Raw genomic sequence first — 23,587 nt, forward strand, 5'->3', positions numbered from 1 at the left:
CGCGAGCGCGGCGCGCCCGGGCTGGTTGCGGACCCGAAACTGCATCAGAATTCTCCCCGTACTCCCCGGCTTGTGCCGGGAGAGTGTTGCACGACGGGCAGCAAGAGGGAGGATGGTCCGCGTGATCTCCGTCGACGTCTACCGCGAGACCGTGACCGAACTGCTCGGCCACGCGCCCGTTCGTACTGTTCCAGTCGCCGAAGCGGCCGGGCTCGTCCTGGCCCGCGACGTGCGCGCCGGGGTGGCACTGCCGCCGTTCGACAACTCCGCGATGGACGGGTACGCCGTGCGCGCCGCGGACGTCGCCGAGGTGCCGGTGACGCTCCCCGTCGCCGACGACATCCCGGCGGGCCGGGTCGACGTCGAACCGCTCGAACCGGGTACCGCTCAGCGGATCATGACCGGCGCGCCGCTGCCGCCGGGCGCGGACGCGATCGTGATGGTCGAGGACACCGACCGCGGCACCTCGGAAGTCCGGATCTCCCGCGCGGCCTCTGTCGGCAACCACATCCGCCGGAGTGGCGAGGATGTCACCAAGGGGACCATGGCGCTGCACGCGGGCACGGTGCTGAGCCATGCGCACCTCGGCCTCGCCGCGGCGGTCGGCTTGGCGGAGTTGGCGGTGTACCGGCCGCTGTCGGTGCTGGTGGTGTCGACCGGAACGGAGCTGGTGGAAGCCCCGAACCCGTTGCAGCACGGGCAAATCTACGAGTCGAACAGCGTGATGCTGGCGGCGGCGCTGCGGGAGCTCGGCTGCCGGGTCGAGGTCGTGCGCAGCGTGGTCGACGACGTGGCGGAATTCCGCGAGATCATCGAACCGCGGCTGGAGTCGGCGGACCTGCTGATCACGTCGGGCGGGGTGTCGGCGGGCGCGTACGAAGTGGTGAAGGACGCGCTGACCGGGCAAGGCGTGGAATTCCGGAAAGTCGCGATGCAACCGGGAGGGCCGCAGGGATGCGGCCGGTGGAACGGCGTGCCGGTGGTGACGCTGCCGGGGAATCCGGTGAGTGTGCTGGTGTCGTTCGAAGCGTTCCTGCGCCCGGCGGTGCTGTCGGCGATGGGCCATTCGGACGTGGACCGCCGGCGGGTGCGGGCCCGGTTGACCGAGGACATGACTTCCCCGGCTGGGCGGCGGCAGTTTCGGCGGGGGTTCTTCACGCCGGTGCTCGGCGAGGTGACCGGGGTGGTCGGGCCGCGCGGCGGGCCGGGGTCGCATTTGCTGGCGGCGTTTACGCAGGCGAATTGCTTGATCGTGCTGCCGGAGGAGGTTTCGGCCGCTTCGGAGGGGGATGAGGTCGAGGTGCTGCTGCTTTAGTTCTGCGTCAGCGGGTTGTCCACCGCAAGCACGACTTGGGGAAAGTCCCGCTCCCGTCGCAACGGCCCCATCAGCAGCACCCCCAGCGACGCCAGCTGAACGCCCACCATCGCGAACATCGCCACCCGCACCCCGGCCGCTTGCCCGAGTGCTCCGCCCACCAGGGCGCCCAGCGGGATCGTGCCGTAGTTGACCATCGACGAGCTCGCGCTGATCCGGCCGTAGAGATGACGCGGGCAGTACCGCTGCCGAAAGGTCGCGCCCAGCACGTTCGACCCCACCACGCCCGCCGCGATGCCCGCTCCGGCGAGGACGAACAGTGTCAAACCCCACCCGGGCCGGGCCAGCGGGCCGAGCAGCATCGCGGGTGCCACCAGCGCCTCGCACCACAGGAAACCCCAAGCCGTGCCGGTCCGTCGGGCGACCCGGCTCACCAGCGTCGCACCCAGCACCCCGCCTACCTCGGCCAGCGCGAGCACAAGTCCGACGACACCCGGGCCCTGGCCCACATCGTCGACCAGGAAGACCACTGCCACCGCGTAAAAGCCGTTCAGGGCCAGGTTCGCGACCCCGCCGGAGAGGACCAAGACTCGCAGGTAAGGGTCCCGCGCCACGATTCGCATTCCTTCGGCGATTTCGGTGCGCAAACGTGTTCGCGGGCGCGGAGGCGGCTCGTCGGCGCGCAGGAAACCCAGGCACAGTGCGGAAAAACCGAAGCTCAACGCATCCACGACTACACCGCTGACCGGCCCGAACGCCGAAGCCAGCAGTCCGGCCAGACCCGGTCCGCCCACTTGTGCCGCCGATTCCGCGCCTTGGAGCCGGACGTTGGCCCCCAACAAGTCAGCATCGTCCACAACAGACGGAAGGAAAGCCCGATAGGCAAGGGAAAAGAACACCTTGGCGAAGCCGCCGAGCAAAGCCGCGGCCAACAGCATCGCAAAAGAAAGAAAACCCAAAGCCCACGAAAAAGGCACCGCGAGGAAGGCTGCCATCTGGATGACGTCGCAGACCAGCATCACCCGCCGCTTAGGCCACCGGTCGACCCAGGCACCAGCAGGCAAACCCACCGCGAGCCAGGGAATCCAAGCCGCCGCAGTCAGCGAAGCAACCTCGAACGTTGAGGCATGCAGCACCAGCAAAGCCACCAACGGAACCGACGCACTGGCGACCGCGCCGCCGACCGTGCTGACCGTCTGTCCAGTCCACAAGAGACGGAACGCGGCGCCCCTCACGGCTGCGCTCTGAAACCGCGCCCAAACACGAAGACCGGCTCCCGTTCCGGCGCAGGATCCGCTGCCGCCTTAGCACCGAATTCCGCAAACAGCGCGGAGACCCGATCGTTCAGCTCTGCCAGCTCCGCAGGCGTCAACCGCATCCACGCATCGGAAGAGAACCACGCGTCGCGCCATTCCTGCGGAGCCGTCTCCATTTCCGAAAGCCAGCCCCGCGACAACGTCATCTGCCGATCGAGGCTCACCGTCTCCGCGACCTCCGCCACCGGATCTCCGGCAAAGTCCGAAGTGGCCCACGACAACGTGCCCGAAGGACGCCGCCACCACCGTTCCCGCCGGTCCCGTGCCAGCTCCGGCGCTTCGACCACCAAGCCTGCCCCGGAAAGCACCTTGAGGTGGTGGCTCACGTTGCCCACCGCCTGCCCGGTTTTCTCCGCCAGCACCGACGCGGTGGCCGGGCCGTCGAGTTTCAGCATGTCCAGCAGGCGGCGGCGCAGCGGATGCGACATCGCGGCCAGCACCTGGGAATCACGGACCTCCATGATGCACAAGAGTAGTTGTACAAGAACTCTTGTGCAATAGCCCGCAGGTATCCTCGCGGGCATGGGCATCATCCTGTGGATCGTCTTCGGCGCGCTGGTCGGCTGGATCGCGAACCTCGTGGTCGGCGGCCGGGAACGGCAGCGGCAGGGCTGCCTGGTCAGCGTGCTGGTCGGCGTGGTCGGAGCGGCCCTCGGCGGCTTCATCTACCGGCTCGCGACCGGTGAGCAGCAACACTTCGAGTTCGATTTCCCGAGCTTCGGCGTCGCCATCCTCGGCGCGATCGTGCTGCTGCTCGTGTTGCGGCTGGTCAGCGCCGCGACCGCGAGCCGGCGCGATCGTGACCGTTGGTAACAGTTTCCCGACGATCTGTCAGAACACCTGGGCCGCGGGCTAAACTGATCCGTTCCGCGCCCGGGTGCGTGCATCGTCGGGGGACGCATGCACCCGGGTCGCGTCTCGCACGAGCCGAACAGCGTGCACCGGGTCGACGAGCTGGGGAACGGGCACCGAAAGGACATCCCGGCGCCAGTCGCGCAACAGCCGCGCGAGCAGATCGGGTACCGCCATCGTCAGCCTCGCCAGGTCGGCCCGGGCACCGGTCCCGAGCGGCGTCAACTACCCGGTGTTATCGGATTGTTCGACGCGTCGTTACCGCTTTGTGGTCGCGCCCACCTGCGGCGGGGCAACCCTTACGACCAGGGGCCGCCGGGTCCGCCGCAGGCGGGCGGTAGCGTGGGGAAGCCCAAATCGGACCCTTACACCGACCGAGACGAACAGCGGGGAACTCGACCCATGAGCGGCCAGCCCACCGGTAACCCCCTCGCGCACGCTGTCCAGCTGGCCCGCGAGACGTTCCCGCCGATGCACCCGGCAGGACGGCCGTTCCTCCTTGGCGGCCTCGCCGCGACATTCGTGCTGCGCCGGTTCTCCAAGCGCCTCGGCGTGGTCGGCGCGCTCGCCACCGCGGGCATGACGGCGTTCTTCCGCGAGCCCAAGCGCGTGCCCCCAGTCCGGGACAACGTCGCGATCTCGGCCGCCGACGGCACCGTCTCGCTCATCGAGGAAGCGGTCCCGCCCGCCGAGCTCGGCCTTCCCGCCGAACCGCGGATGCGGGTGAGCGTGTTCCTTTCGGTCTACGACGTGCACGTCCAGCGCACGCCGGCGGCGGGCGTGATCTCGAAGGTGACGTACAAGCCGGGCAAGTTCCTTTCCGCGGACCTCGACAAGGCGAGCGAGGTCAACGAGCGCAATTCGCTGGTGCTGCACACTGCCGACGGTCACGAGCTCGTCGTCGTGCAGATCGCCGGGCTGGTCGCGCGCCGCATCCGGTGCGACGTCCGCGAGGGCGAGAAGGTGTCCGCTGGCGAGACCTACGGCATCATCCGCTTCGGCTCGCGCGTCGACACTTACCTGCCGCCGGGCAGCCGGGTCGTGGTGGCCAAGGGCCAGCGGACCGTCGGCGGCGAAACCGTGCTCGCCGAACTTCCCGCGCAGGGAGAAAGCTGACCATGGTCCGCGTGACCACCCCGGGCGTCCGGCTGCTGCCGAACGCGATCACCGTGCTCGCGCTCTGCGCCGGACTCTCTTCGGTGCAGTTCGCCCTCACCGGCAACTACGCCATGGCGATCGGCTCGATCGGCATCGCCGCCGTCCTCGACAGCCTCGACGGCCGCATCGCCCGGCTGCTCGACGCGACGTCCAAAATGGGAGCCGAGCTCGACTCGCTGTCCGACGGCATCTCGTTCGGCGTCGCGCCCGCGCTGGTGCTCTACGTCTGGCAGGCGCACGGCGACCGCATCGGCTGGGTCGCGTCGCTGATCTTCGCGGTCTGCATGATCCTGCGGCTCGCCCGCTTCAACACGCTGCTCGACGACACCGACCAGCCCCCCTACGCCGCCGAGTTCTTCGTCGGCGTGCCCGCGCCGGCCGGCGGGCTGGTCGCGTTGCTGCCGCTGATCGCCACGTTGCAGTGGGGCGAGGGCTGGTGGTCCGAGCAGTACGTGGTCCTCGTCTGGACGATCGCCGTCGCCGCGCTGCTGATCAGCCGCATCCCGACGCTGTCGCTGAAGACGGTCAAGGCCCCGGCGAAGGCGATCGCGCCGCTGCTGGTGGGCGTCGGCCTGCTGGCCGCCGCGATCATCGTGTTCCCGCTGGCGGCGCTGGCGGTCGCGCTGGTGCTGTACCTGCTGCACATCCCGTACTCGGTTTACCGGCACCGCTGGCTCGCCGCGCACCCGGAGGCCTGGGAAGTTCCGCCGCGCGAACGCCGCGCGATCCGCCGGGCTCGCAGCCACCGACGACTGCGGTTGCGTCCCGCCTCGGGCCGAGTCGCCGGTGCGGCGATGCGCGCGGTGCGGCGGACGAACTCGGACCTGGTGCGAAGCCGGAATCTGCGCGAACGGGACCACAGCTCGGCCACGTCCGGGCCTACTCAGCGGCGACGGAGCTGGCGCCGGATCGGCATTCGGCGCCGGTAGCTTCAGCTCTTCCGCGTTCCCAGCGCGGACACCAGCAAGTCCAGCTGCGTCTCGAAATCCTGCCGGCAATCCGCGTCGGTCAGCACCGGCAACAGGCGGTGCAGACTCGGTGTTGTGCTGGGCGTCGCCATGCGGCGGAACCAATCGTCGACCGGCTCAGCACGGTCGAGCGGAGCCCCGGCGAGACCGGTTTCTTCGGTGAGCGCGGCACCGAACGCGAGGCCGGTCAGAGACCGGTACGCGCGCACGGTTTCGACGTCGTCCAGTCCGGCGTCCAGCAGGGCACCGAGCATGCTGTCGATCACCTTCAACGCCCCCGGCGAACGCGGGTTCGCCTGCTGCGCGACCAGGGTCCGCAGCACCGCCGGATGCTGCCGGAACTGCACGTAAAGCCCCTCGACCAGGCCGCGGATCCGGACGTCCCACGGCGCGACCGGCTCGGGAACCGGGACCGCCTCGAACATCCGGGCCACGAGACCGTCCAGCAGATCGCCCTTGTTCCGCACGTGGTTGTAGAGCGACATCGCCTCCACGCCCAGCTCCGCGGCGAGCTTGCGCATCGACAGAGCGGCCATGCCGTGCTGGTCGACGAAAGCGAGCGCCGCGTCGAGCACCTTCGCGCGCGTCAAGGTTTCCCGGACCATCGCGCCAGCTTACGGCGTAAGTCCTCGACAGCTGTGTACTTACACCGTACGCTTACGCTGTAAGCACACAGACTGGGAGGCCCACCGTGGATGCCGTCACCTTGCTCACCACAACCCGCTCCGTCCGGCGAAAGCTCGACTTCGAACGGCCGGTTCCGAAGGCCGTGCTCGAGGACTGCCTGCGGATCGCGCAGCAAGCCCCGGCCGCTGGTTCCCTGCTCACCGCCCAGCGCTGGGTCGTCGTGCTCGATCCGGCGATACGCAAGGAAATCGCGGCAGTCACACGGGAGGCCGCAGAGGAAGCGTGGCGGAAGTACGCGCATCTCGTCGGCAACCGGATGGCGGCCTCGGCTCGGCACCTGGTGGAGCACCTCGACCAGGTACCCGCGCTGGTGCTGCCGTGCATGCCGGGACCGGTGCCGACGGGCGCGGCCGAGCTTTCCGCGTACTACGGCTCGATCTACCCGGCGATCTGGAGCTTCCAGCTAGCCCTGCGCGCGCACGGGCTGGCCAGTTCGCTGTGCAGCTACCACCTCGGGGGACGAGAGGCGGATGTCGCGCGGATCCTCGGCCTGCCGGAGGATGTCGCACAGATCGGCCTGCTCGCGGTGGCCTATTCGGCTCAGCAGGAGTTCTCCCCCGCCGCCCGCCCGGAGGTGGCCGACATCCTTTCTTTCGACGGCTGGGCGAAGCAGTAGCTCAAGCGCCAAACACAGCCCGAACCACCGACTCGGCACCGTCGATTTCGATCATCCCGAGGGTCCGGGCGTCGTTGAGCGTGAGAGCACCCGCAGCAAGCCCGAGGACGCGAGCCGGATCCGCGCGGACGGTGGCGTCGGCATCGCGGCCGTCATTCGGGCCGATCTCGAAGCCGGACCGTGTCGCGCGGAGCTGGAAGGGCGGGCCGCCGACGGCAAGGCAGACGGTCGCCGCGACTCGGACCTTGACCCGGGCGTCGAGCAGCGCGGGAAGGGCGAGCGCGAGCCATTCGGGACGGAAGGAATCGCCCTCCTGGCCGCGGACCATCACTGGCGCGGACCAGCGGATCAGGCTCTCGATCGGCTCGCGCAGCTGAGCGCCCCACGACGTGAGTGCGTACTCGACCGCACTGCCCTTGCCCGCCAGCCGCCGTTCGAGCACGCCCGCCGCTTCAAGATCGCGAAGCCGGTCGGCGAGCAGGTTGGTCGCGATGCCGGGGAGTCCGTCGATCAGGTCCCGGTAGCGCGCGGGGCCGATCAGGAGCTGGCGGACGACGAGCAGATTCCACCGGTCGCCGACGATTTCGAGGGACCGGGCGAGCCCGCAGTACTGGCCGTAGCTGCGCATCTTGTCCTCTGCTTGATAATCTCAAGTACGCTTGTCTTCCTCAAGCATAACGGCAAGGGGCAGACATGGCTGAGTGCGCACTGCCCGCCTGGGCCGACGACGACCTGTTCCCGTTCACGAGCCGCTTCGTCGACATCGACGAGCACACCGTGCATTACGTCGACGAGGGATCCGGTCCGACCCTCCTGCTCCTGCACGGCAATCCGACCTGGTCATTCCTCTGGCGCGACGTGATCCGCGCACTGCGCGACAACTTCCGGTGCGTCGCTCCCGACTACCCGGGCTTCGGGCTGTCGACGGCAAAGCCCGGTTACCGTTACCTGCCCGAGGAGCACGCCGACGTGGTCACCGGGTTCGTGGACGCGCTCGGACTCAGCGAGGTCACCCTGGTCGGGCAAGACTGGGGCGGTCCGATCGGCCTCGCCGCCGCGCAGCGCGCGCGGGCGTCTTCGAGCGGCTGGTTCTCGTCAACGCCTGGGCCTGCTCGGTCAACGGCGACCCGTACTTCGAGGCGTTCGGCCGCATCGCCGTCGGCCCTCCGATCCGCTTCCTGGCCCGGCAGCTCAACCTTGTCGTCAAGGCGTTCCTCCCGATGGGCCACCGAAAACGGAAACTGAGACAGCCCACTACCGCCGCGCGATGGACACGCCCGAGCGACGCCAGGCGTCCGGCGTGCTCCCCGGCCGGATTCTCGCCAGCCGGTCCTTCTTCGCCGAGGTGGAGGCGGGCCTTCCCGACCTCGCCCGACTGCCGGTCCTGATCGTGTGGGGCAACGCGCACATCGGCTTCCGGCCCCGGGAACGCGAACGGCTGGAGGCGTCCTTCCCTAACCACAAGACCGTGGCTCTCGACGACGTAGGGCTTTACGTGGAGTCCGACGCGCCCGAGGCATTCGTCGCCGCGATCCGCGACTGGTCCGCGACGCAGTAACTGCGATCCGCTCGTTCGCGCATAACCGCCCATCGGTTCATTAGGGTGAGCAACGTGAGCGACCCGCAGATCACCCTGACCGTCCGGCACACGCCGTCCGCGCTTGACGCGCGGCGGGGGGTTGTCCGGCTGCACCCGGAAGTGCTCGACGCGCTCGGCCTGCGGGCCTGGGACGCCGTGCACCTCACCGGAGCGCGGCGCAGTGCCGCCTTGGCCGCGCCTGCCGCGGAGGAGGCGACGCCGGGGGTCGTGTTGACCGATGACGTCACCATGTCGAACCTCGGCGTCGCGGAGGGCGGCGAGGTCGTGGTCTCGCCGGCAGAGGTGACCGCTGCCCGGACAGTCACCGTGTCCGGGTCTCGGCTGGCGTCGGTTTCGGTGTCGCCGCAGACATTGCGGCTCCCGCTCACCGGNCGGCTGGCGTCGGTTTCGGTGTCGCCGCAGACATTGCGGCTCGCGCTCACCGGAAAGGTTCTGACCCGTGGGGACGCGGTTTCCCTGTTGCCGCAAGACCTCGCGCCGGTGCCGGGCTCGGACGTCGCCGCTGTGCGCGGGCAGTTGTCCCGGGTGATCGGGGCGACTTGGACTAACGAACTGCTGACCGTCACGGCGACGGAACCGGCTGGCGTGGTCGTGGTTGGACCGTCCACTGTGGTCAGCTGGCGGGACGGCGCCCGCACTGGCACCCCGACCAGCGAACCGCCGGCGCGCTCCGCGACCGCGCTCGTCCGCACCACTGCCGTCACCGCCGCCGAGGATTACCTCGAAGCGGAGATAGTCGAAGAGGTCGTCACCGAGGCCCGTGCGGAAGAGCTGGACGAGCCGGTGCCGGTCGCCGATCTGGTCGGCGCCGGGGGCGCGGCACGGAAGCTGGCCGAGTGGTTCGATCTGGCGTTCCACCGGCCGGAGCTGCTGGCGAAGCTGGGCACTTCCGCGCATCTGGGCGTGCTGCTGTCGGGACCGGAAGGCGTCGGCAAGGCGACNCAAGGCGACGCTGGTGCGGTCGGTCGCCGCTGCGGAGAAGGTGCGCGTGGTGTCGGTGACCGCGCCGAATATCGCGGTGCTGGAACCGAACGCGGCACACCGTTCACTGCGTGCGGCCATCGATCGCGCCGCGGACGGCGACGGTCCCGGCGTGCTGCTGATCAACGACATCGACGCACTGCTCCCGGCCACCCAGCCGCCGCCAGTAGCCACGGTGGTCCTGGAAGAACTGCGCGCCGCGCTGCGCCGGGACGGGCTGGCTGTGGTGGCTACGACCGCGCGGGCCGAGTCGGTGGATCCGCGGCTGCGCGGGGCCGACCTGCTCGACCGAGAGCTGGGCTTGCCGCTTCCGGAGGCCAAAACCCGCGTCGAGCTGCTGCGGATCCTGCTCCGCGACGTACCGGTCGAATCCGGTGCCGACCTGGGCGTGCTCGCCGAACGAACGCCCGGTTTCGCCGCCGCCGACCTGCTCGCCCTGCGCCGGGACGCGGCATTGCGGGCCGCGCTGCGGCAGCGGGACGTGGACGAACCCAAGATCTCCCAGCAGGACCTGCTCGAAGCGCTGGCCACCGTCCGGCCGATCTCGCTGTCCACTTCGGACAACCTCGCCACCGGCGGCCTGACGCTCGACGACGTCGGCAACATGACGTCGGTCAAGGAAGCGCTCACCGAAACCGTGCTGTGGCCGCTGCGCTATCCGGACTCGTTCGCCCGGCTCGGCGTCGAACCGCCGCGCGGCGTGCTGCTCTACGGCCCGCCCGGCGGCGGCAAGACCTTCCTGGTCCGGGCGCTCGCCGGCACCGGCGCGCTCAACGTGTTCGCGATCAAGGGCGCGGAACTGCTGGACAAGTGGGTCGGCGAATCGGAACGCGCGGTCCGCGACCTTTTCCGCCGGGCCGCCGACGCCGCCCCCTCGCTGATCTTCCTCGACGAGATCGACGCGCTCGCCCCGCGCCGCGGCCAGTCGTCCGACTCCGGCGTGGCCGACCGCGTGGTCGCCGCGCTGCTCACCGAACTGGACGGCGTCGAGCCGATGCGCGAGGTCGTCGTACTGGGCGCGACCAACCGGCCCGAACTGGTCGACCCGGCCCTGCTGCGTCCCGGACGGCTGGAGCGGCGGATCTACGTCCCGCCGCCGGACGCCGAATCCCGCGCCGCGATCCTCGCCGCGACGGCCAAGCACACCCCGCTGGCGTCCGATGTGGACCTCGCGGCCACCGCGGAGGCGCTGGAGGGCTACTCGGCCGCCGACTGCGCCGCGCTGATCCGGGAGGCGGCGCTGACCGCGATGCGCGAGTCGCTGGAGGCACGCGAGGTGACCGCGGCGCATCTGGGCAAGGCACGCGAGGCGGTGCGGCCTTCGCTGGACGCCGCGCAGCTGGCGACGCTGGAGGCTTACGCGCAGGCGCAGCAGGAGCGTTGAGGTCGTGCGTGTTGATCGCGGTTAGAACCGTGATCAACACGCACGAGATCTCGCTACCGCCGCGGTGCCCACCCGCCGGACAACGCCCGCCGCGCCCCGCACACGACAAAGCCCGCGCCGTAGCGCGGGCTGTCGCGAACCGGGTCAGCTGCCCTGGTGACCGCCGGGCTGGTAGTCCTTCGTGATGATCACTATCACGCCAGGGCTCGAGTTCTGGATCCCGTCGAACCGGGGCTGGGCCTGGAAGCCGAACTCCTTGGCCAGCTGCTTCGCGGCGGCCTCCTCGTCGGTGCCCGGCCGGAAGTAGGCCGTGGTCGCCGGGATGGTGCCCTGCGCGTAGTTGCCGACCTCGGCGACGTTCCAACCCGAACCGCGGAAATCGGCGGCGGCCTGTTCGGCGAGGTGCTTGACCAGCGAGTTGTTGTAGACCCGCAGGGTGACCCACTTGTTCGAGGCCTGCTGGTCCGGGCCCGCCTGGCCCGGCTGTCCTGGCTGCTGGCCCGGCTGGCCGCCGGGCTGCCCTGGCTGGCTCGACGCCGGGGCCGAGGAAGCGGCGGACGACGAGGGCGGCGCCGACGAAGCGGGCGACGACGGCGCGGAGCTGGGTGCCGAGGAGGAGGACGACGGCGCGGAAGACGAGCTGCCGGGCGCGGCGGGCTCGCCGGACGTGCTCGGCCCGGCGTTCTGGTCCCCGCCCGTGTTGAGCACGGTGACCCCGCCGATGACGGCGGCGACGACCGCGACCCCGATCAGCGCGACGCCCGCGGCCTTCAACGGCCGGGACAGTCCTGAGAAGACGCTCATGACAGCTCGATCCCCAACCGCCGGGCCCCGCGTTTGCGCTGACGGGCGGCGCGCGTTTTGCGCAGCCGCTTGACCAGCATCGGATCGGCCGCGACCGCCTCCGGCTTGGCCAGCAGCGTGTTCAGCAACTGGTAGTAACGGGTGGAGGACAGTCCGAAGCGCTCCCGGATGGCGTTCTCCTTCGCCCCGGCGTGGCGCCACCACTGCCGCTCGAACGCGAGAATGTCCAGTTCGCGTTCGGTCAGGCCACCGACATTCTCCGGCGGCGACGGCTGGTCTCCAGCCATCGACTCCGCGGCGTCCATGCGGTCCTCGCAATCGGTGTCGGCAGTCCTTCCGCGGGCGTCATTGAACCACGGAACCCATGCTCGACATGGGCATCCGACCCGGCGCGTCACGGTCCGATCCAGGTGTAGCAGAAGGGTCCGACTAAACTCGGCGTCCGTGACCGTCCACCCCATCTGCATCGCCGGCGAACCCGTGCTGCACCAGCCCACGCGCGAGATCACCGAGTTCGACGACAAACTCGCCACTCTCGTCGAGGACATGTTCGAGACCATGTACGCGGCCGAGGGCGTGGGCCTCGCGGCCAACCAGATCGGGCTCGACCTGCGGGTGTTCGTATACGACTGCCCGGACGACGAGGGCGTCGAGCACAAGGGCGTGGTGGTCAACCCGAAGCTGGAGACCTCCGCGATCCCGGAGACCATGCCGGACCCGGACGACGACTGGGAGGGCTGCCTGTCCGCCCCCGGCGAGTCGTACCCGACCGGGCGCGCCACGTGGGCGAAGGTGACCGGTTTCGACGTCGAGGGGAATCCGATCGAGGTCGAGGGCACCGGCTACTTCGCGCGGTGCCTTCAGCATGAGACCGATCACCTCGACGGGTTCATTTACCTCGACCGGCTCGTCGGCCGCCACGCGCGCGCGGCGAAGAAGATGCTGAAGAAGAACAAGTGGGGCGTGCCCGGCCTGACCTGGCTGCCGCCGAAGGAACCGGCAGACGCCTGACCCGCTTGACCACAACCCCGAGATCGCGCTGGTTTCTGGACTGAGCGAGGGAAGAAATCAGCTCCCCGGCGATCTCGGGCGCCCCGGCGGAGCCGGGGCAATCAAACACGGCGCCGCACTGGGCAATCAAACACAACCCTTGTGCCCGACCAAGGCGCCATGGCATCGTCGGACGGGCAACCTCAACCGAATGCAACGCGGGAGCTCGCGCCTTGGCGGGCTGAGAGGGTGGCTGGTGTCCATCTCGCGGACACCCGGCGTCACCGACCGCATGAACCTGACCGGGTAATGCCGGCGTAGGGAGTGAACGTCGTTGACGACGCTGGAAAACCAGGGTGCCATCGCCCCGTCCGTCACCACCGGGCCGATCACCGGCTCGCACAAGGTCTATCACCGCACCGAATCCGGACTGCGGGTTCCGGCGCGGCGGATCGACCTGTCGAACGGGGAGCATTTCGACGTGTACGACACGTCCGGGCCCTACACCGATCCGGACGCGAACATCGATGTCCACAATGGACTGCACCCGCTCCGCTCCGGCTGGGCTGACGGGCGGGAGCCGGGCACCCAGCTGGGCTGGGCCAAAGCCGGGGTGGTCACCCGGGAAATGGAGTTCATCGCCGCGCGCGAACGCTGCACGCCGGAGTTCGTGCGGGACGAGGTCGCCCGCGGTCGTGCGGTGATTCCGGTCAACCGCAAGCATCCGGAGACCGAGCCGATGATCATCGGCAAGAACTTCCTGGTGAAGATCAACGCCAACATGGGAAACTCGGCCGTCTGGTCCTCTGTGGAGGAAGAGGTCGACAAGATGGTGTGGGCCACCCGCTGGGGTGCGGACACCATCATGGACCTCTCCACCGGCAAGCGGATTCACGAGACGCGCGAGTGGATCATCCGCAACTCGCCGGTACCGGTCGGCACCGTGCCGATCTACCAGGCGCTGGAAAAGGTCAACGGGGAGCCGGAAAAGCTCACCTGGGAGATCTACCGCGACACCATCGTCGAGCAGTGCGAGCAGGGCGTCGACTACGTGACGGTGCACGCGGGCGTGCTGCTGCGCTACATCCCGCTCACCGCGCGCCGGGTCACCGGCATCGTCAGCCGCGGCGGGTCGATCATGGCCGCCTGGTGCCTCGCGCACCACCAGGAATCCTTCCTGTACACGCATTTCTCCGAGCTGTGCGAGATCCTGCGCGAGTACGACGTCACGTTCTCCCTCGGCGACGGCCTCCGTCCCGGCTCGATCGCGGACGCCAACGACCGCGCCCAGTTCGCCGAACTGGAAACCCTCGGCGAGCTGACGCACATCGCACGCGAGCACGACGTGCAGGTGATGATCGAAGGCCCCGGCCACGTGCCGATGCACAAGATCAAGGAAAACGTGGAGCTGGAGGAAAAGCTCACCGGCGAGGCCCCGTTCTACACGCTCGGCCCGCTCGCCACGGACATCGCCCCGGCGTACGACCACATCACCTCGGCGATCGGTGCGGCGCAGATCGGCTGGTACGGCACGGCGATGCTGTGCTACGTCACGCCGAAGGAGCATCTCGGCCTGCCCAACCGCGACGACGTGAAGACCGGCGTGATCACCTACAAGATCGCCGCACACGCCGCCGACCTCGCCAAGGGCCACCAGTACGCGCAGGACTGGGACGACGAATTGTCCAAGGCCCGCTTCGAATTCCGGTGGAACGACCAGTTCAACCTGTCGCTCGACCCGGACACCGCGCGGTCCTTCCACGACGAGACGCTCCCCGCGGAGCCGGCGAAGACCGCGCACTTCTGCTCGATGTGCGGGCCGAAGTTCTGCTCGATGCGGATCACCCAGGACGTGCGCAAGTACGCCGAGGAGCACGGTCTGTCCTCTGTGGAGGCGATCGAGGCGGGCATGGCCGAGAAGTCCGTGGAGTTTTCCGAGCAAGGCAACAAGGTCTACCTGCCCGTGGTCAACCAGTGACTGTCACCCCGCGTACCGCCCTCACCATCGCCGGCTCCGATTCCGGCGGTGGTGCGGGCGTGCAGGCGGACCTGCGCACGTTCTTCGCCAATGGAGTGCACGGACTGGTCGCACTCACCGCCGTTACCGTGCAGAATTCGCTTGGCGTGCAAGGGTTCTCCGAGATCCCGGTCGACGTCGTCACCGCGCAGATCAAAGCGGTCGCCGAGGACATGGGGGTCGACGCGGCGAAGACCGGCATGCTCGCCACCGCGGAAATCATTCAGTCGGTGGCGAAAACGCTGGATGAAGTCCACATTGGACGCACAACGGACACGCCGTTCGTGGTCGACCCGGTGGCCGCGTCGATGACCGGCCACGCGCTGCTGCGCGAAGAAGCACTGGAAGCGATCCGGACGGAACTGTTCCCGCGCGCCACGCTCATCACGCCGAATCTCGACGAGGTCCGGCTGCTGACCGGCGTCAGCGTTACCGACGCGGCGAGTCAGCGCACGGCCGCGGAAGCGTTGCTGGAGTTCGGTTCCCAGTGGGTTCTGGTCAAGGGCGGACACCTCTGCGACACCGCCGACTGCGTCGACCTGCTCACCGACGGTTCGGCGATAATCGAGCTGAGCGGACCGCGCATCGACACGGAAAACACCCACGGCGGCGGCGACACCATGGCGTCCGCGATCACCTCGTCGCTCGCGAAGGGCGCGGACGTGCCCACCGCGGTCGCGGAGGCGAAGCGGTTCATCGAACGCTGCGTTATGGAGGCGTATCCGCTCGGTGCCGGCGTCGGCCCGGTTTCCCCGTTCTGGCGGCTCGCGAATCCGCGGTGAATGCGACACTGGCCGGATGAGCGAAACACCGGAAGCGTTGTGGGCGAGGCTGCCGCTTGAGGTCCAGCACGCGGTCGACGGCCTGGTCACCGAGCACCGCACCGCTTCGGCGGTCAAAACGATTCGCAAATCGGGCGTCACGCCCCGGCCGGGGATCGCCGAAGCGCAAGCGGTGTACCAATACCGGATGTCGGTGCTGAAACCGCCGCCGCGCTTTTAGCCGCGTGCGTCCACGGTCGGCAACACGGTCGTGAGGCCGGTCCAGTCGGACGTCACCACGGACGCGTGCTGCTTGGCCAATTCGGCGACGCGCTGTGTCGCCTGGTCGACGGTCGGGTTGTGGTCGTCGATGGCCGGCGCGACGTTCTGGGCGTCCGTCAGCACCACGTAGTAGTGGTTTTCGTCGCACCAGGACATTCCGGCCTTCGCGAGCCATTCGCTCGCGTCTCCGTCGAAAACGACAAACCACGGTTTCTGCTCCGCGGCGTATTTGTCGCGCGGATCGCCGCCCGCGGCACCGTGCACAGTCGGGAAGATCTGCACCGAGTTCAGCTTCCCGGCTGCCTTCTGGTCCAGCAGATAACGGGCGTACTCGACATCCGTGTGCAGCGTGTCGGTCGGGTTTCCCTCTTCGACGGTGCCGGGGATGATCTCGGTGAGCACCTTGCCCCGCAACGCGTCCAGCGCCGGCCAATTGTCCGCTTTGGACGCTTCATCCAGCGTGGCGTGACTGCCGAGAAGATCCGCGGGCGTGAACACCGCATCGCCGAGGTGATCGCGGAACGCGGCGTCCAGCTGGGCCGGGCCGAGGCCGGTATTCGCCGAGAAGCCAGTCTTCATTTCGATCTTCAGCGTGAGCGGCCCGCGGCCAGGATGGGCGCCAAGCCAGATCCGGACGTCGTCCAGGCACGATTCGAGGTCCTTGTTGGTCCCGCCGGAGTAAAGGTCGGCGCCCGTGTGCGCGTCGACGCAGTTGTTGCCGTTGCCCAACGGGTTGGAGTGGCTGACCTTCCACTCGTGGGTGAACAAGTCCGGCCAGACGTCGAGTTCGAGCAAGGACGAGCCGTTGTCCAGCGCCTGCGCCAGGTACGGGTACGCGGCCGGATCATAGGTGTTGTGCACGCCGACCGTGGTCACGTGCGAGAGCTTGGGACTGTCCGCGCTGGCGACCCCCGGTACCGCCAACGTGGACAAGAGCAGGAGACCGGCCGCGGCGAGCTTCACTGATGTCTCCTTCGTCACGGGGACCAGTACGAACGCTTACTGTGCCATCGTGGTGGACTGTGCATGAAGCACAGTTGCCTCAATGGACCAGACCAGAAGTCGGAACGCGCACATGACTGAGAACCCGAGCCCGCCCTCCGCGCTCACCATCGCCGGATCGGATTCCGGCGGAGCCGCCGGACTGCAGGCGGACCTGCGGACCTTCCTCACCTGCGGAGTACACGGCCTGGTCGCGGTCACCGCGGTCACCGTCCAGAACACGCTCGGCGTGCACGACCGCGCCGACCTCCCGCCGCACATCGTCGCCGGGCAGATCGAGGCGGTCGCGGCGGACATGGGTGTCGGCGCGGCGAAAACCGGCATGCTCGCGTCCGCGGAGATCATCCACGCGGTCGCGGCGGCCTGTGACAAGGCCGGGATCGGACGCGACGGCGCGATCCCGTTCGTGGTCGACCCGGTGGCCGCGGCGATGACCGGCCAGTCGCTGTTCGACGACAACGGCCTTGCCGCACTGCGCGACGATCTCCTGCCGCGCGCCACCGTGCTCACGCCGAACCTGGACGAGGTGCGGCTGCTCACCGGCATGACCGTGACCGACCGCGAAGGCATGCACGCCGCGGCCGTCGTACTGCACCAACTCGGCCCGAAGTACGTGCTCGTGAAGAGCGGGCACCTGCAGTCCGACCCGGAATGCGTCGACCTGCTCTTCGACGGTTCGACCTTCGTGGAGCTGCCCGGCCCGCGCTGGCGAACGCCGCACACGCACGGGGCTGGCGACACCATGGCATCCGCGCTCACCGCCGGGCTGGCCAAAGGCATGCCAGTGGTCGAAGCGGCGCGCTACGGCAAGTGGTTCGTCTCCCAGGCCGTCGAACACTCCTACCCGATGGGCGCGAAAGTCGGCCCCGTATCGGCGTTCTGGCGACTCGCCCCGGAAGAGCGCTAGCCCTCGTCGGAGATCAGGGCTTCCAGCGCCGGCAGCGCGGCGATGATCGACTCGCGGGCCTCGGACGTGAGCCGGTCGAGACGGCGGTTGAGTTCCTGCACGCGGGTGGACCGCACGCCGGAGACGAGGCGTTCGCCTTCCTCGGTGGCGCGGGCGAGCCAGGCGCGCCGGTCGACCGGGTCGGATTCGCGCGTGACGTAACCGGCCTCCACCAGGGTGGCCACGATCCGCGACATCGTGGCCGCCGCGACGCCTTCCTTCGCCGCGAGGTCGCCGAGGCGCATCTCGCCGAAGTGGACGAGCGTGGCCAGCGCGGAGATCGAGCCGTGCCCAGGTCCGGGCACGCCCGCCTGCCGAAGCGACCGCGAAAGCCGCCCCACCGCTAGGTACAACCGGCCCGATACGTCCTGGACCGAGGAAAGAGTCACGATCGGCTCCTTCTGACGCTGGTGCCCGCCGCTGGGTGCGCCGGAAAGGGTGCCGTCAACCATACGGCGTACCCGTGCTCAATCCGTGTCAAGCGCGGGCGAAATCACCACAACCCGTCTATTTGCACAGCTTGGCCGCCCGATTAGAGCACCGACACGTCGAGCGGAAGCTCCGCGGGCGGCGGCAGCGGCGCGGCGGCCTCCGTCCGGAACGACTGCAGCAGGTAGCCGGCGAGCCGACGCGACGCCGCGGGTGCCGCGGCTCCCGCGCCCGATCGCAGCCCGGCGTTCGCCAGCAAGATCAACGACAGGTCGGAAACCGCGAAGTCGGCCCGCAGCGCGCCCGCTTCCCGCGCCCGGCGGATCAACTCGGTGAACGCCTGCACCGCCTGGTCCCGCAGCTGTCCGAAGGCGGCTTGATCCGGCAGCGCGGTCACGATCGCGGCGGAGAAACCGTGGTTGCGCGCCTGCATCGAGCACATTTCCTCGATCACCCGGCAGAACCCGCGCCACGGATCGGGATCGGCGAGCGCCTCGTCGAGCATGCCCGCGCATTCGGCCATCGGCTCCGCGAAGGCTTCCGCGACCAGGTCGGCCTTGGTCGGGAAATGGCGATACACGGTGGCGACGCCGAGGCCGGCGCGGCGCGCCAGCTCGCTCATCGACACGCCCAGGCCTTCGGCCTCGAACGTGCGCTCGGCGACCTCCAGCAGGTGCGCGCGATTGTGGGCGGCGTCGGTGCGCAACCGAGTCGATCTTTCCGGCACTCTCTCACTTTAGGTGAATCGGAAGACCCTTTCCACTTTCCGTGCTAGAAGTGGAACATGCCTTCCACTTCGATGCGAGCGATCGTCTACGACCGTTACGGACCACCGGAAGTCCTGCGCGAGACCGCTGTTCCGACGCCAGTGCCCGGTCCCGGCGAAGTCCTCGTCCGGGTGCGCGCGCTGACAGTCAACGGCGGCGAACTCGCCATGCGGTCCGGGAAGCTGCTTCCATTCAGCGGCAAGCGTTTTCCCAAGCGGATCGGCGTCGACCTGGTCGGCGAGGTCGTCGAACCCGGGACAAGCCGGTTCGCCGCAGGCGATCTCGTCTGGGGCGGCGGGCGGCGGATGGGCACCGCCGCCGAGTACTACGCGCTGGCCGCCGACCGGCTGGACCACGTGCCCGCCGGGCTCGATCCCGCGCAGGCCGCGACGCTGCTGGCGGGCATCACCGCGATCACCGCGCTGCGCGACAAAGCCCATCTCAAGCCGGGCGAACGCCTGCTGGTCCGCGGCGCGACCGGCGGGGTCGGCTTTGTGGCCACCCAGCTCGGCAAGGCGATGGGCGCGCACGTGACCGGCCTGACCAGCGCCAAGAACCTACAACTGGCAAGAGAACTCGGCGCGGAGGTCGCTCTTGACTACCGGGATCCGGGCGACCTCGGGAAGTTCGACGTCATCCTCGACACGGTCGGCCGGGACCTCGACCCGTTCCGGCGGCTGCTGACCCCGCGCGGGCGAATGGTCGTGATCACGTTCGACCTCGACCATCCCGTTCGCGCACTCGGCTATGTCGTGGCGAACTCCCTGCGCCCCGCCCGCTGGGTGCGCGGGTTCAGCGGAAACCCCAAGGCGGATCTGCTCGCCGACCTGAGCCGGTGGGTCACCGCCGGGCTGGTGCGACCGCTGGTGGACCGGGTGTTTCCGTTCGCGGAGATCGCGGAGGCGCATCGGGCGCTTGAGGGAGGCGGGGTGCGCGGCAAGGTGGTCGTGAGTGTTCATCCCGGTGAGAACCGGGATGAACACTCACGAGGCCGCTAGCGAGGCGGACTGGACGCCTGCGCCCAAAACCGCTGCGGCACCCTCCCCGCGCCCCGTGCCAAGTACCCCGCCTCGACCGCGCTCCGCATCGCCAGCGCCATCCGTTCCGGATCCGCCGCCCGGGTCACCGCGGTCGACAGCAGCACCGCCGAGCAGCCGAGTTCCATCGCCAGCGTGGCGTCCGACGCCGTACCGATCCCCGCGTCCAGCACGATCGGCACCGACGCGCGCGAGACGATCAGCTCGATGTTGTGCGGGTTCCGGATCCCCAGCCCGGTACCGATCGGGGCACCGAGCGGCATCACCGCCGCGCAGCCCGCTTCCTCAAGGCGGAGGGCGAGCACCGGGTCGTCGTTGGTGTAGGCGAATACCGTGAAGCCGTCCGCCACCAGGCGTTCGGCTGCTTCGAGAGTTTCCAGCGGATCGGGCAGCAGGGTGCGGTCGTCGGCGTGCACCTCAAGTTTGACCAGGTTCGTTTCCAGCGCCTCGCGGGCCAGCTGAGCGGTGAGCACGGCCTCGGCCGCCGTCCGGCAGCCCGCGGTGTTGGGCAGCAGCTCGATGTCCAAACGCCGCAACAACTCCAGTACCCCGGAGCCGCCCTCGGCGTCAGCGCGGCGCATCGCCACGGTGGTGAGCTGGGTGCCCGCCGCCACCAGCGCTCGTTCCAGCACTTCGAGATTCGCCGCGCCACCGGTGCCGATGATCAATCGCGACGACAGCTTGTGTTCGCCGATGATCAGGTCGTCCATGCTCAACCTCCTTGAACCGCGGTCAGCACTTCGAGCTGCGCGCCCTTGGGCACGACCGCTTCTTCCCATTCGCCACGCCGCACGACCTCGCCGTTGACCGCGACGGCCACGCCGCGGCGTTCCGCTCCCAGCGCGTCGAGGACCGCGGAAACGGTGCTGTCGTCGGGGAATTCCCGCCATTCGCCGTTGACCTTGATCTCCATCAGACTCGCTCCTTCTCGACCAGACGGGAGGGCGTTGCCGCGGCGACCTCCGGCGGCGGGGCTTCGCCGGCCAGCCACGCGACCACAGCGTCCGCAGTCGCGGGTGCCATCAGCAAACCGTTGCGGTGATGCCCTGTCGCCGCGTACACGCCTTCGCTCACTTCGCCGATGTACGGCAGAGCGTCGCGGCTCGCAGCACGCAGTCCGGCGGCGACTTCCACCAGCGCGTACTCCGTGATGCCGGGCAGAATACGTTCCGCGCCTTCCAGCAGCTCACGTACGCCGCGCGCGGTGACAGCCTGATCGAAACCGGCTTCGTACTGCGTCGCGCCAAGGACCAGTTCGCCGTCTTCTCGCGGTACCAGATAGATCGGCCGTCCCTCGACCATCGCGCGCACTGTGTACGGCGGAGGCGGCAGACAGCCACGACGCGGACGCAGCCGCAGAATCTCGCCCTTCAGCGGGCGTACAGCGTGCTCCAGCAACGGATGCAGCTGACCGGTCCACGCCCCCGCGGCGAGAACCACCGGACCGGACACTTCGGAAAGACTCTGGAGCCGCTCGCGCCGGAACTCGACCCCACGCTTCGCAGCCGCGTCGCTCAGCGCCATGAGCAGTTTCCGGTTGTCCACGGCTAAATCACCCGGCACGTGCAGGCCGCTGCGCACCGCACCGACGCCCGGCGCGAGCCGCTTCGCCTCGCGACCGGTGAGCGTCTCGACGTCGCGACCGAGCGAACGCAGGTACCCGGCGAGAATGTCGAGGTGCCCGGCATCGGCGCTGTCGAACCCGACGACGATCGTGCCGTGCTCGGCCAGCCCGGGATCGGTGCCTTCGCCGGCGAGGTCGCGCGCGAAGCCAGGCCAGCGTCGCAGCGACGCTTCCCCCAGGCTGAGCACGGCTTCCTCACCCGGCCACGCCTCGGTGACCGGCGCGAGCATCCCGCCGGCCAGCCAGGACGCCCCGCCGTGCACGGGATCCGGGTCGACAACGGTGACACGCCATCCGCGAGCGGCCGCGCGCCAGGCAACGGACAGCCCGATGACGCCGCCGCCGACGACAGTGACGGTTGTGGTGGTGTTCACAGTGGAATCACGCTCCCTGCGCCGGCATGACCCGGATCAGGTTCCACGGTCGGAGCGGCAGCTCCCTCTCAGCCCGTTGTCTCGGGCTCCCGTGCGGACTCCCACACCGTAGCGCGCGGGTAACGTCACCGCCATGCCTGCCTTGACCGGAGACCAAATTCGCACCCGGCTAGCCGACGCCCGGCTGTACCTGTGCACCGACGCCCGCGCCGCGCGAGGCGACCTCGCCGAGTTCGCCGACGCCGCGCTGGCCGGCGGCGTGGACATCGTGCAACTAAGGGACAAGACCGGCGGCGCGCCGCTGGAGGCCAAGCAGGAAATCGCGGCGCTGGAGGTCCTGGCGGAGGCCTGCGTCCGGCATGGAGCGCTGCTCTCGGTAAACGACCGGGCGGATGTGGCGTTGGCCGTGGGCGCTGATGTCCTGCACCTGGGCCAGGACGACATCCCGGTCTCGCTCGCGCGGCGAGTCCTGGGCGACGACGTAGTGATCGGCCGATCCACCCATTCGGAGGAGCAAGCCGCGGCAGCCGCCGCCGAGGACGGCGTGAACTACTTCTGCACCGGCCCCTGCTGGCCCACCCCCACCAAGCCCGGCAGGTTCGCGCCCGGCCTGGATCTGGTCCGCTCGACCGCGGCGAGCAGCACCGAACGCCCCTGGTTCGCCATCGGCGGCATCGACGAAACCCGCCTGCCCGAGGTACTGGACGCAGGCGCGACCCGCATCGTCGTCGTCCGAGCGATCACCGAGGCCGAGGACCCCAAAGCCGCCGCGCAGACCCTGCGAGCCCACCTCCGGTAACAGCCCACCCAACCATCGAGGGCGCCCGGCCCCTGTCTCGAACCGTCAGCGCACTCGGGCTTCACTACTCATTCGCGTTGGACGGAACCGCGGGCGCAGTAGGCGTCTGACTCGCACTAGGCTCCCGCGAACCAGTCGACGGCTTCGTCGACGAAGACGGCGGCTGAGTCTGCTGAGTCGCCTGCGAAGACGGCGGAGCACTAGGCTCCGTAGTCGGCGAAGACGTCGGATCGTTCGATCGAGACTCCCCAGTCGGCGGCACCTGCGGCTGGCTGCTCGGCGTGTTGTCCGGATGATCGTCCTGGTGCTGGCTCGTATCCGGCTGCCGGGGAATCAACCCGGTGGAGACATTCCCCTTAGTCGTCCAGTCAAGCCCCAGCAGAACAACCAGCGCCACGACAAACGCGACCGCACTCGACGCGATGATCAACGGCCACCGCATCTTCCGAAGCTTCTCGCCCAGCCCCTCGGCCTTCTCCGGCTCAGTTGGACGCAACCGAACCGTAGGCATGTTCGCCAAGTCAGCAGCGGCCACCTGCATCGTCGCCGCATCCCCGGAAGCGGACTCCCGCACCGCCTCCACCGGCACCATTCCACCCCGGCTGCGCCGAGCGGCCGTCTCCATCGCCTTCCGCGCAGCGTCGCGAGTGCGCTGCAAGGACCGCAGGTACAACTCGCCGCCGACAGTGCTGACCACACTGGCCACCCCGGCGCCGATGACTGTTCCCGCGACCCCCAGCGTCGAACCCAGCAACGCGGCGGTGACCGCCGCGAGCGCCGCGGCGAGCACCGAGGACATGCGGAGTCTCTTCTTGTCCTCCGCGGTTTCCTTCTGCTCCTCGCTCATGATTCCGATCTGATCGTTTCCCAGCCGTCTT

At 69.2% G+C, this 23,587-nt stretch carries 27 protein-coding genes, 1 pseudogene and 2 riboswitches; of the genes and pseudogenes, 15 read left to right on the forward strand and 13 right to left on the reverse strand.

The window, feature by feature from the left end; all coding sequences use genetic code 11:
- Nucleotides 1-121 precede the first annotated feature (121 nt).
- Nucleotides 122-1,315: a gephyrin-like molybdotransferase Glp gene (gene glp / locus A4R44_RS13370; protein ID WP_095213304.1), complete on the forward strand. Its 1,194-nt coding sequence runs from the start codon at nt 122-124 to the stop codon at nt 1,313-1,315.
- Here glp and A4R44_RS13375 read toward each other — a convergent pair.
- A complete protein-coding gene (locus tag A4R44_RS13375; RefSeq protein ID WP_067579713.1) occupies nt 1,312-2,550 on the reverse strand; it encodes an MFS transporter in 1,239 nt (412 codons plus the stop codon). The genes glp and A4R44_RS13375 overlap by 4 nt on opposite strands.
- A complete protein-coding gene (locus A4R44_RS13380) occupies nt 2,547-3,164 on the reverse strand; it encodes an ArsR/SmtB family transcription factor (RefSeq protein WP_369805892.1) in 618 nt (205 codons plus the stop codon). Before A4R44_RS13380 ends, A4R44_RS13375 begins: the two co-directional genes overlap by 4 nt.
- On the opposite strand from A4R44_RS13380, the gene A4R44_RS13385 reads away from it, so the two are divergent.
- From A4R44_RS13385 to pssA, 3 genes are all read left to right on the forward strand, one after another.
- On the forward strand, nt 3,154-3,444 hold the full coding sequence (locus A4R44_RS13385; protein ID WP_037807900.1) for a GlsB/YeaQ/YmgE family stress response membrane protein: 291 nt from the start codon (nt 3,154-3,156) through the stop codon (nt 3,442-3,444). The genes A4R44_RS13380 and A4R44_RS13385 overlap by 11 nt on opposite strands.
- 441 nt (nt 3,445-3,885) lie before the next feature.
- Nucleotides 3,886-4,599, forward strand: a complete 714-nt coding sequence (locus A4R44_RS13395; protein WP_067579719.1) for a phosphatidylserine decarboxylase — start codon at nt 3,886-3,888, stop codon at nt 4,597-4,599.
- A 2-nt stretch (nt 4,600-4,601) separates the two neighbouring features.
- Complete coding sequence (pssA, locus tag A4R44_RS13400) at nt 4,602-5,570, forward strand: CDP-diacylglycerol--serine O-phosphatidyltransferase (RefSeq protein ID WP_067579721.1); 969 nt, start codon at nt 4,602-4,604, stop codon at nt 5,568-5,570.
- Between the two features lie 2 nt (nt 5,571-5,572).
- Here pssA and A4R44_RS13405 read toward each other — a convergent pair whose 3' ends face one another.
- Complete coding sequence (locus tag A4R44_RS13405; RefSeq protein WP_067579723.1) at nt 5,573-6,214, reverse strand: TetR/AcrR family transcriptional regulator; 642 nt, start codon at nt 6,212-6,214, stop codon at nt 5,573-5,575.
- An 86-nt stretch (nt 6,215-6,300) separates the two neighbouring features.
- On the opposite strand from A4R44_RS13405, the gene A4R44_RS13410 reads away from it, so the two are divergent.
- Entirely contained in the window at nt 6,301-6,912 is a 612-nt protein-coding gene (locus tag A4R44_RS13410; protein WP_067579725.1) for a nitroreductase family protein, read from the forward strand.
- A gap of 1 nt (nt 6,913) precedes the next feature.
- Here the strand turns inward: A4R44_RS13410 and A4R44_RS13415 are convergent, their stop codons facing one another.
- The gene (locus A4R44_RS13415; RefSeq protein WP_067579727.1) at nt 6,914-7,540 is read right to left on the reverse strand and encodes a winged helix-turn-helix transcriptional regulator; all 627 of its coding nucleotides are present in this window, start codon (nt 7,538-7,540) and stop codon (nt 6,914-6,916) included.
- Between the two features lie 65 nt (nt 7,541-7,605).
- Here A4R44_RS13415 and A4R44_RS50250 point away from each other — a divergent pair, with 65 nt between their 5' ends.
- The 3 genes and pseudogenes from A4R44_RS50250 to A4R44_RS13425 all read left to right on the forward strand — a co-directional run bounded on the left by A4R44_RS50250 (nt 7,606) and on the right by A4R44_RS13425 (nt 10,877).
- On the forward strand, nt 7,606-8,157 hold the full coding sequence (locus A4R44_RS50250) for an alpha/beta fold hydrolase (protein ID WP_232791587.1): 552 nt from the start codon (nt 7,606-7,608) through the stop codon (nt 8,155-8,157).
- A 22-nt stretch (nt 8,158-8,179) separates the two neighbouring features.
- The gene (locus A4R44_RS50255; protein WP_232791588.1) at nt 8,180-8,470 is read left to right on the forward strand and encodes a hypothetical protein; all 291 of its coding nucleotides are present in this window, start codon (nt 8,180-8,182) and stop codon (nt 8,468-8,470) included.
- Between the two features lie 54 nt (nt 8,471-8,524).
- A pseudogene (locus tag A4R44_RS13425) lies at nt 8,525-10,877 on the forward strand (AAA family ATPase).
- Nucleotides 10,878-11,021: 144 nt separating this feature from the next.
- On the opposite strand, the gene A4R44_RS13430 reads toward A4R44_RS13425, so the two are convergent.
- Nucleotides 11,022-11,681 carry a LytR C-terminal domain-containing protein gene (locus A4R44_RS13430; protein WP_095213306.1) on the reverse strand — a complete coding sequence of 220 codons (660 nt, stop codon included), beginning with the start codon at nt 11,679-11,681 and terminating at the stop codon, nt 11,022-11,024.
- Nucleotides 11,678-11,986: a DUF3263 domain-containing protein gene (locus tag A4R44_RS13435; RefSeq protein ID WP_067579729.1), complete on the reverse strand. Its 309-nt coding sequence runs from the start codon at nt 11,984-11,986 to the stop codon at nt 11,678-11,680. Before A4R44_RS13435 ends, A4R44_RS13430 begins: the two co-directional genes overlap by 4 nt.
- Before the next feature lie 139 nt (nt 11,987-12,125).
- Between A4R44_RS13435 and A4R44_RS13440 the strand changes: the two genes are divergently transcribed.
- The 4 genes from A4R44_RS13440 to A4R44_RS13455 all read left to right on the forward strand — a co-directional run bounded on the left by A4R44_RS13440 (nt 12,126) and on the right by A4R44_RS13455 (nt 15,690).
- Nucleotides 12,126-12,692, forward strand: a complete 567-nt coding sequence (locus A4R44_RS13440) for a peptide deformylase (RefSeq protein WP_067579731.1) — start codon at nt 12,126-12,128, stop codon at nt 12,690-12,692.
- Between the two features lie 187 nt (nt 12,693-12,879).
- Nucleotides 12,880-13,012: riboswitch (TPP riboswitch) on the forward strand.
- A complete protein-coding gene (gene thiC / locus A4R44_RS13445; RefSeq protein WP_067579733.1) occupies nt 13,006-14,649 on the forward strand; it encodes a phosphomethylpyrimidine synthase ThiC in 1,644 nt (547 codons plus the stop codon). (Overlaps the previous riboswitch by 7 nt.)
- Nucleotides 14,646-15,470: a bifunctional hydroxymethylpyrimidine kinase/phosphomethylpyrimidine kinase gene (gene thiD / locus A4R44_RS13450; RefSeq protein WP_067579735.1), complete on the forward strand. Its 825-nt coding sequence runs from the start codon at nt 14,646-14,648 to the stop codon at nt 15,468-15,470. Before thiC ends, thiD (A4R44_RS13450) begins: the two co-directional genes overlap by 4 nt.
- Nucleotides 15,471-15,486: 16 nt before the next feature.
- Nucleotides 15,487-15,690, forward strand: a complete 204-nt coding sequence (locus tag A4R44_RS13455) for a hypothetical protein (RefSeq protein WP_067579737.1) — start codon at nt 15,487-15,489, stop codon at nt 15,688-15,690.
- Here the strand turns inward: A4R44_RS13455 and A4R44_RS13460 are convergent.
- Nucleotides 15,687-16,694 carry a phosphatidylinositol-specific phospholipase C domain-containing protein gene (locus tag A4R44_RS13460; RefSeq protein WP_095213307.1) on the reverse strand — a complete coding sequence of 336 codons (1,008 nt, stop codon included), beginning with the start codon at nt 16,692-16,694 and terminating at the stop codon, nt 15,687-15,689. The two genes, A4R44_RS13455 and A4R44_RS13460, sit on opposite strands and share 4 nt — an antisense overlap.
- A 112-nt stretch (nt 16,695-16,806) precedes the next feature.
- Here A4R44_RS13460 and thiD (A4R44_RS13465) point away from each other — a divergent pair, with 112 nt between their 5' ends.
- A complete protein-coding gene (gene thiD, locus A4R44_RS13465) occupies nt 16,807-17,640 on the forward strand; it encodes a bifunctional hydroxymethylpyrimidine kinase/phosphomethylpyrimidine kinase (RefSeq protein ID WP_067579742.1) in 834 nt (277 codons plus the stop codon).
- Here the strand turns inward: thiD (A4R44_RS13465) and A4R44_RS13470 are convergent.
- Nucleotides 17,637-18,068: a MarR family winged helix-turn-helix transcriptional regulator gene (locus A4R44_RS13470; RefSeq protein WP_067580194.1), complete on the reverse strand. Its 432-nt coding sequence runs from the start codon at nt 18,066-18,068 to the stop codon at nt 17,637-17,639. The two genes, thiD (A4R44_RS13465) and A4R44_RS13470, sit on opposite strands and share 4 nt — an antisense overlap.
- A gap of 143 nt (nt 18,069-18,211) precedes the next feature.
- Complete coding sequence (locus tag A4R44_RS13475; protein WP_067579745.1) at nt 18,212-18,835, reverse strand: TetR/AcrR family transcriptional regulator; 624 nt, start codon at nt 18,833-18,835, stop codon at nt 18,212-18,214.
- A 57-nt stretch (nt 18,836-18,892) separates the two neighbouring features.
- Between A4R44_RS13475 and A4R44_RS13480 the strand changes: the two genes are divergently transcribed.
- A complete protein-coding gene (locus A4R44_RS13480; RefSeq protein ID WP_067579747.1) occupies nt 18,893-19,873 on the forward strand; it encodes an NAD(P)-dependent alcohol dehydrogenase in 981 nt (326 codons plus the stop codon).
- Here the strand turns inward: A4R44_RS13480 and A4R44_RS13485 are convergent.
- The 3 genes from A4R44_RS13485 to thiO all read right to left on the reverse strand — a co-directional run bounded on the left by A4R44_RS13485 (nt 19,870) and on the right by thiO (nt 21,910).
- Nucleotides 19,870-20,622, reverse strand: a complete 753-nt coding sequence (locus A4R44_RS13485; RefSeq protein ID WP_067579749.1) for a thiazole synthase — start codon at nt 20,620-20,622, stop codon at nt 19,870-19,872. The two genes, A4R44_RS13480 and A4R44_RS13485, sit on opposite strands and share 4 nt — an antisense overlap.
- Nucleotides 20,623-20,624: 2 nt before the next feature.
- Nucleotides 20,625-20,825, reverse strand: a complete 201-nt coding sequence (gene thiS, locus A4R44_RS13490) for a sulfur carrier protein ThiS (RefSeq protein ID WP_037361904.1) — start codon at nt 20,823-20,825, stop codon at nt 20,625-20,627.
- The gene (gene thiO, locus A4R44_RS13495) at nt 20,825-21,910 is read right to left on the reverse strand and encodes a glycine oxidase ThiO (protein ID WP_067579751.1); all 1,086 of its coding nucleotides are present in this window, start codon (nt 21,908-21,910) and stop codon (nt 20,825-20,827) included. The genes thiS and thiO overlap by 1 nt, the downstream gene beginning before the upstream one ends.
- Nucleotides 21,907-22,013, reverse strand: a riboswitch (TPP riboswitch). Its footprint overlaps the gene before it by 4 nt.
- A gap of 30 nt (nt 22,014-22,043) precedes the next feature.
- Here thiO and thiE point away from each other — a divergent pair.
- Nucleotides 22,044-22,709, forward strand: coding sequence for a thiamine phosphate synthase (gene thiE / locus A4R44_RS13500; RefSeq protein ID WP_067579753.1), 666 nt, complete (start codon nt 22,044-22,046; stop codon nt 22,707-22,709).
- 64 nt (nt 22,710-22,773) lie between these two features.
- Here the strand turns inward: thiE and A4R44_RS13505 are convergent, their stop codons facing one another.
- Nucleotides 22,774-23,556, reverse strand: coding sequence for a hypothetical protein (locus A4R44_RS13505; RefSeq protein WP_067579755.1), 783 nt, complete (start codon nt 23,554-23,556; stop codon nt 22,774-22,776).
- Nucleotides 23,557-23,587 lie beyond the last annotated feature (31 nt).

The organism is Amycolatopsis sp. M39 (genome assembly GCF_001651785.1).
GTDB lineage: Bacteria > Actinomycetota > Actinomycetes > Mycobacteriales > Pseudonocardiaceae > Amycolatopsis > Amycolatopsis rubida.

Excerpts from the sequence above, each read along its gene's own strand:
- thiS (WP_037361904.1), bottom strand. The coding sequence starts at position 20,825 with ATGGAGATCAAGGTCAACGGCGAATGGCGGGAATTCCCCGACGACAGC.
- A4R44_RS13430 (WP_095213306.1), bottom strand. The coding sequence starts at position 11,681 with ATGAGCGTCTTCTCAGGACTGTCCCGGCCGTTGAAGGCCGCGGGCGTC.
- A4R44_RS13385 (WP_037807900.1), top strand. The coding sequence starts at position 3,154 with ATGGGCATCATCCTGTGGATCGTCTTCGGCGCGCTGGTCGGCTGGATC.
- A4R44_RS50255 (WP_232791588.1), top strand. The coding sequence starts at position 8,180 with ATGGACACGCCCGAGCGACGCCAGGCGTCCGGCGTGCTCCCCGGCCGG.
- A4R44_RS13380 (WP_369805892.1), bottom strand. The coding sequence starts at position 3,164 with ATGATGCCCATGCCCGCGAGGATACCTGCGGGCTATTGCACAAGAGTT.
- A4R44_RS13480 (WP_067579747.1), top strand. The coding sequence starts at position 18,893 with ATGCCTTCCACTTCGATGCGAGCGATCGTCTACGACCGTTACGGACCA.
- A4R44_RS13395 (WP_067579719.1), top strand. The coding sequence starts at position 3,886 with ATGAGCGGCCAGCCCACCGGTAACCCCCTCGCGCACGCTGTCCAGCTG.
- pssA (WP_067579721.1), top strand. The coding sequence starts at position 4,602 with ATGGTCCGCGTGACCACCCCGGGCGTCCGGCTGCTGCCGAACGCGATC.
- A4R44_RS13435 (WP_067579729.1), bottom strand. The coding sequence starts at position 11,986 with ATGGACGCCGCGGAGTCGATGGCTGGAGACCAGCCGTCGCCGCCGGAG.
- A4R44_RS13455 (WP_067579737.1), top strand. The coding sequence starts at position 15,487 with ATGAGCGAAACACCGGAAGCGTTGTGGGCGAGGCTGCCGCTTGAGGTC.
- A4R44_RS13405 (WP_067579723.1), bottom strand. The coding sequence starts at position 6,214 with ATGGTCCGGGAAACCTTGACGCGCGCGAAGGTGCTCGACGCGGCGCTC.
- thiD (WP_067579742.1), top strand. The coding sequence starts at position 16,807 with ATGACTGAGAACCCGAGCCCGCCCTCCGCGCTCACCATCGCCGGATCG.
- thiE (WP_067579753.1), top strand. The coding sequence starts at position 22,044 with ATGCCTGCCTTGACCGGAGACCAAATTCGCACCCGGCTAGCCGACGCC.
- A4R44_RS50250 (WP_232791587.1), top strand. The coding sequence starts at position 7,606 with ATGGCTGAGTGCGCACTGCCCGCCTGGGCCGACGACGACCTGTTCCCG.
- A4R44_RS13415 (WP_067579727.1), bottom strand. The coding sequence starts at position 7,540 with ATGCGCAGCTACGGCCAGTACTGCGGGCTCGCCCGGTCCCTCGAAATC.
- A4R44_RS13485 (WP_067579749.1), bottom strand. The coding sequence starts at position 20,622 with ATGGACGACCTGATCATCGGCGAACACAAGCTGTCGTCGCGATTGATC.
- A4R44_RS13505 (WP_067579755.1), bottom strand. The coding sequence starts at position 23,556 with ATGAGCGAGGAGCAGAAGGAAACCGCGGAGGACAAGAAGAGACTCCGC.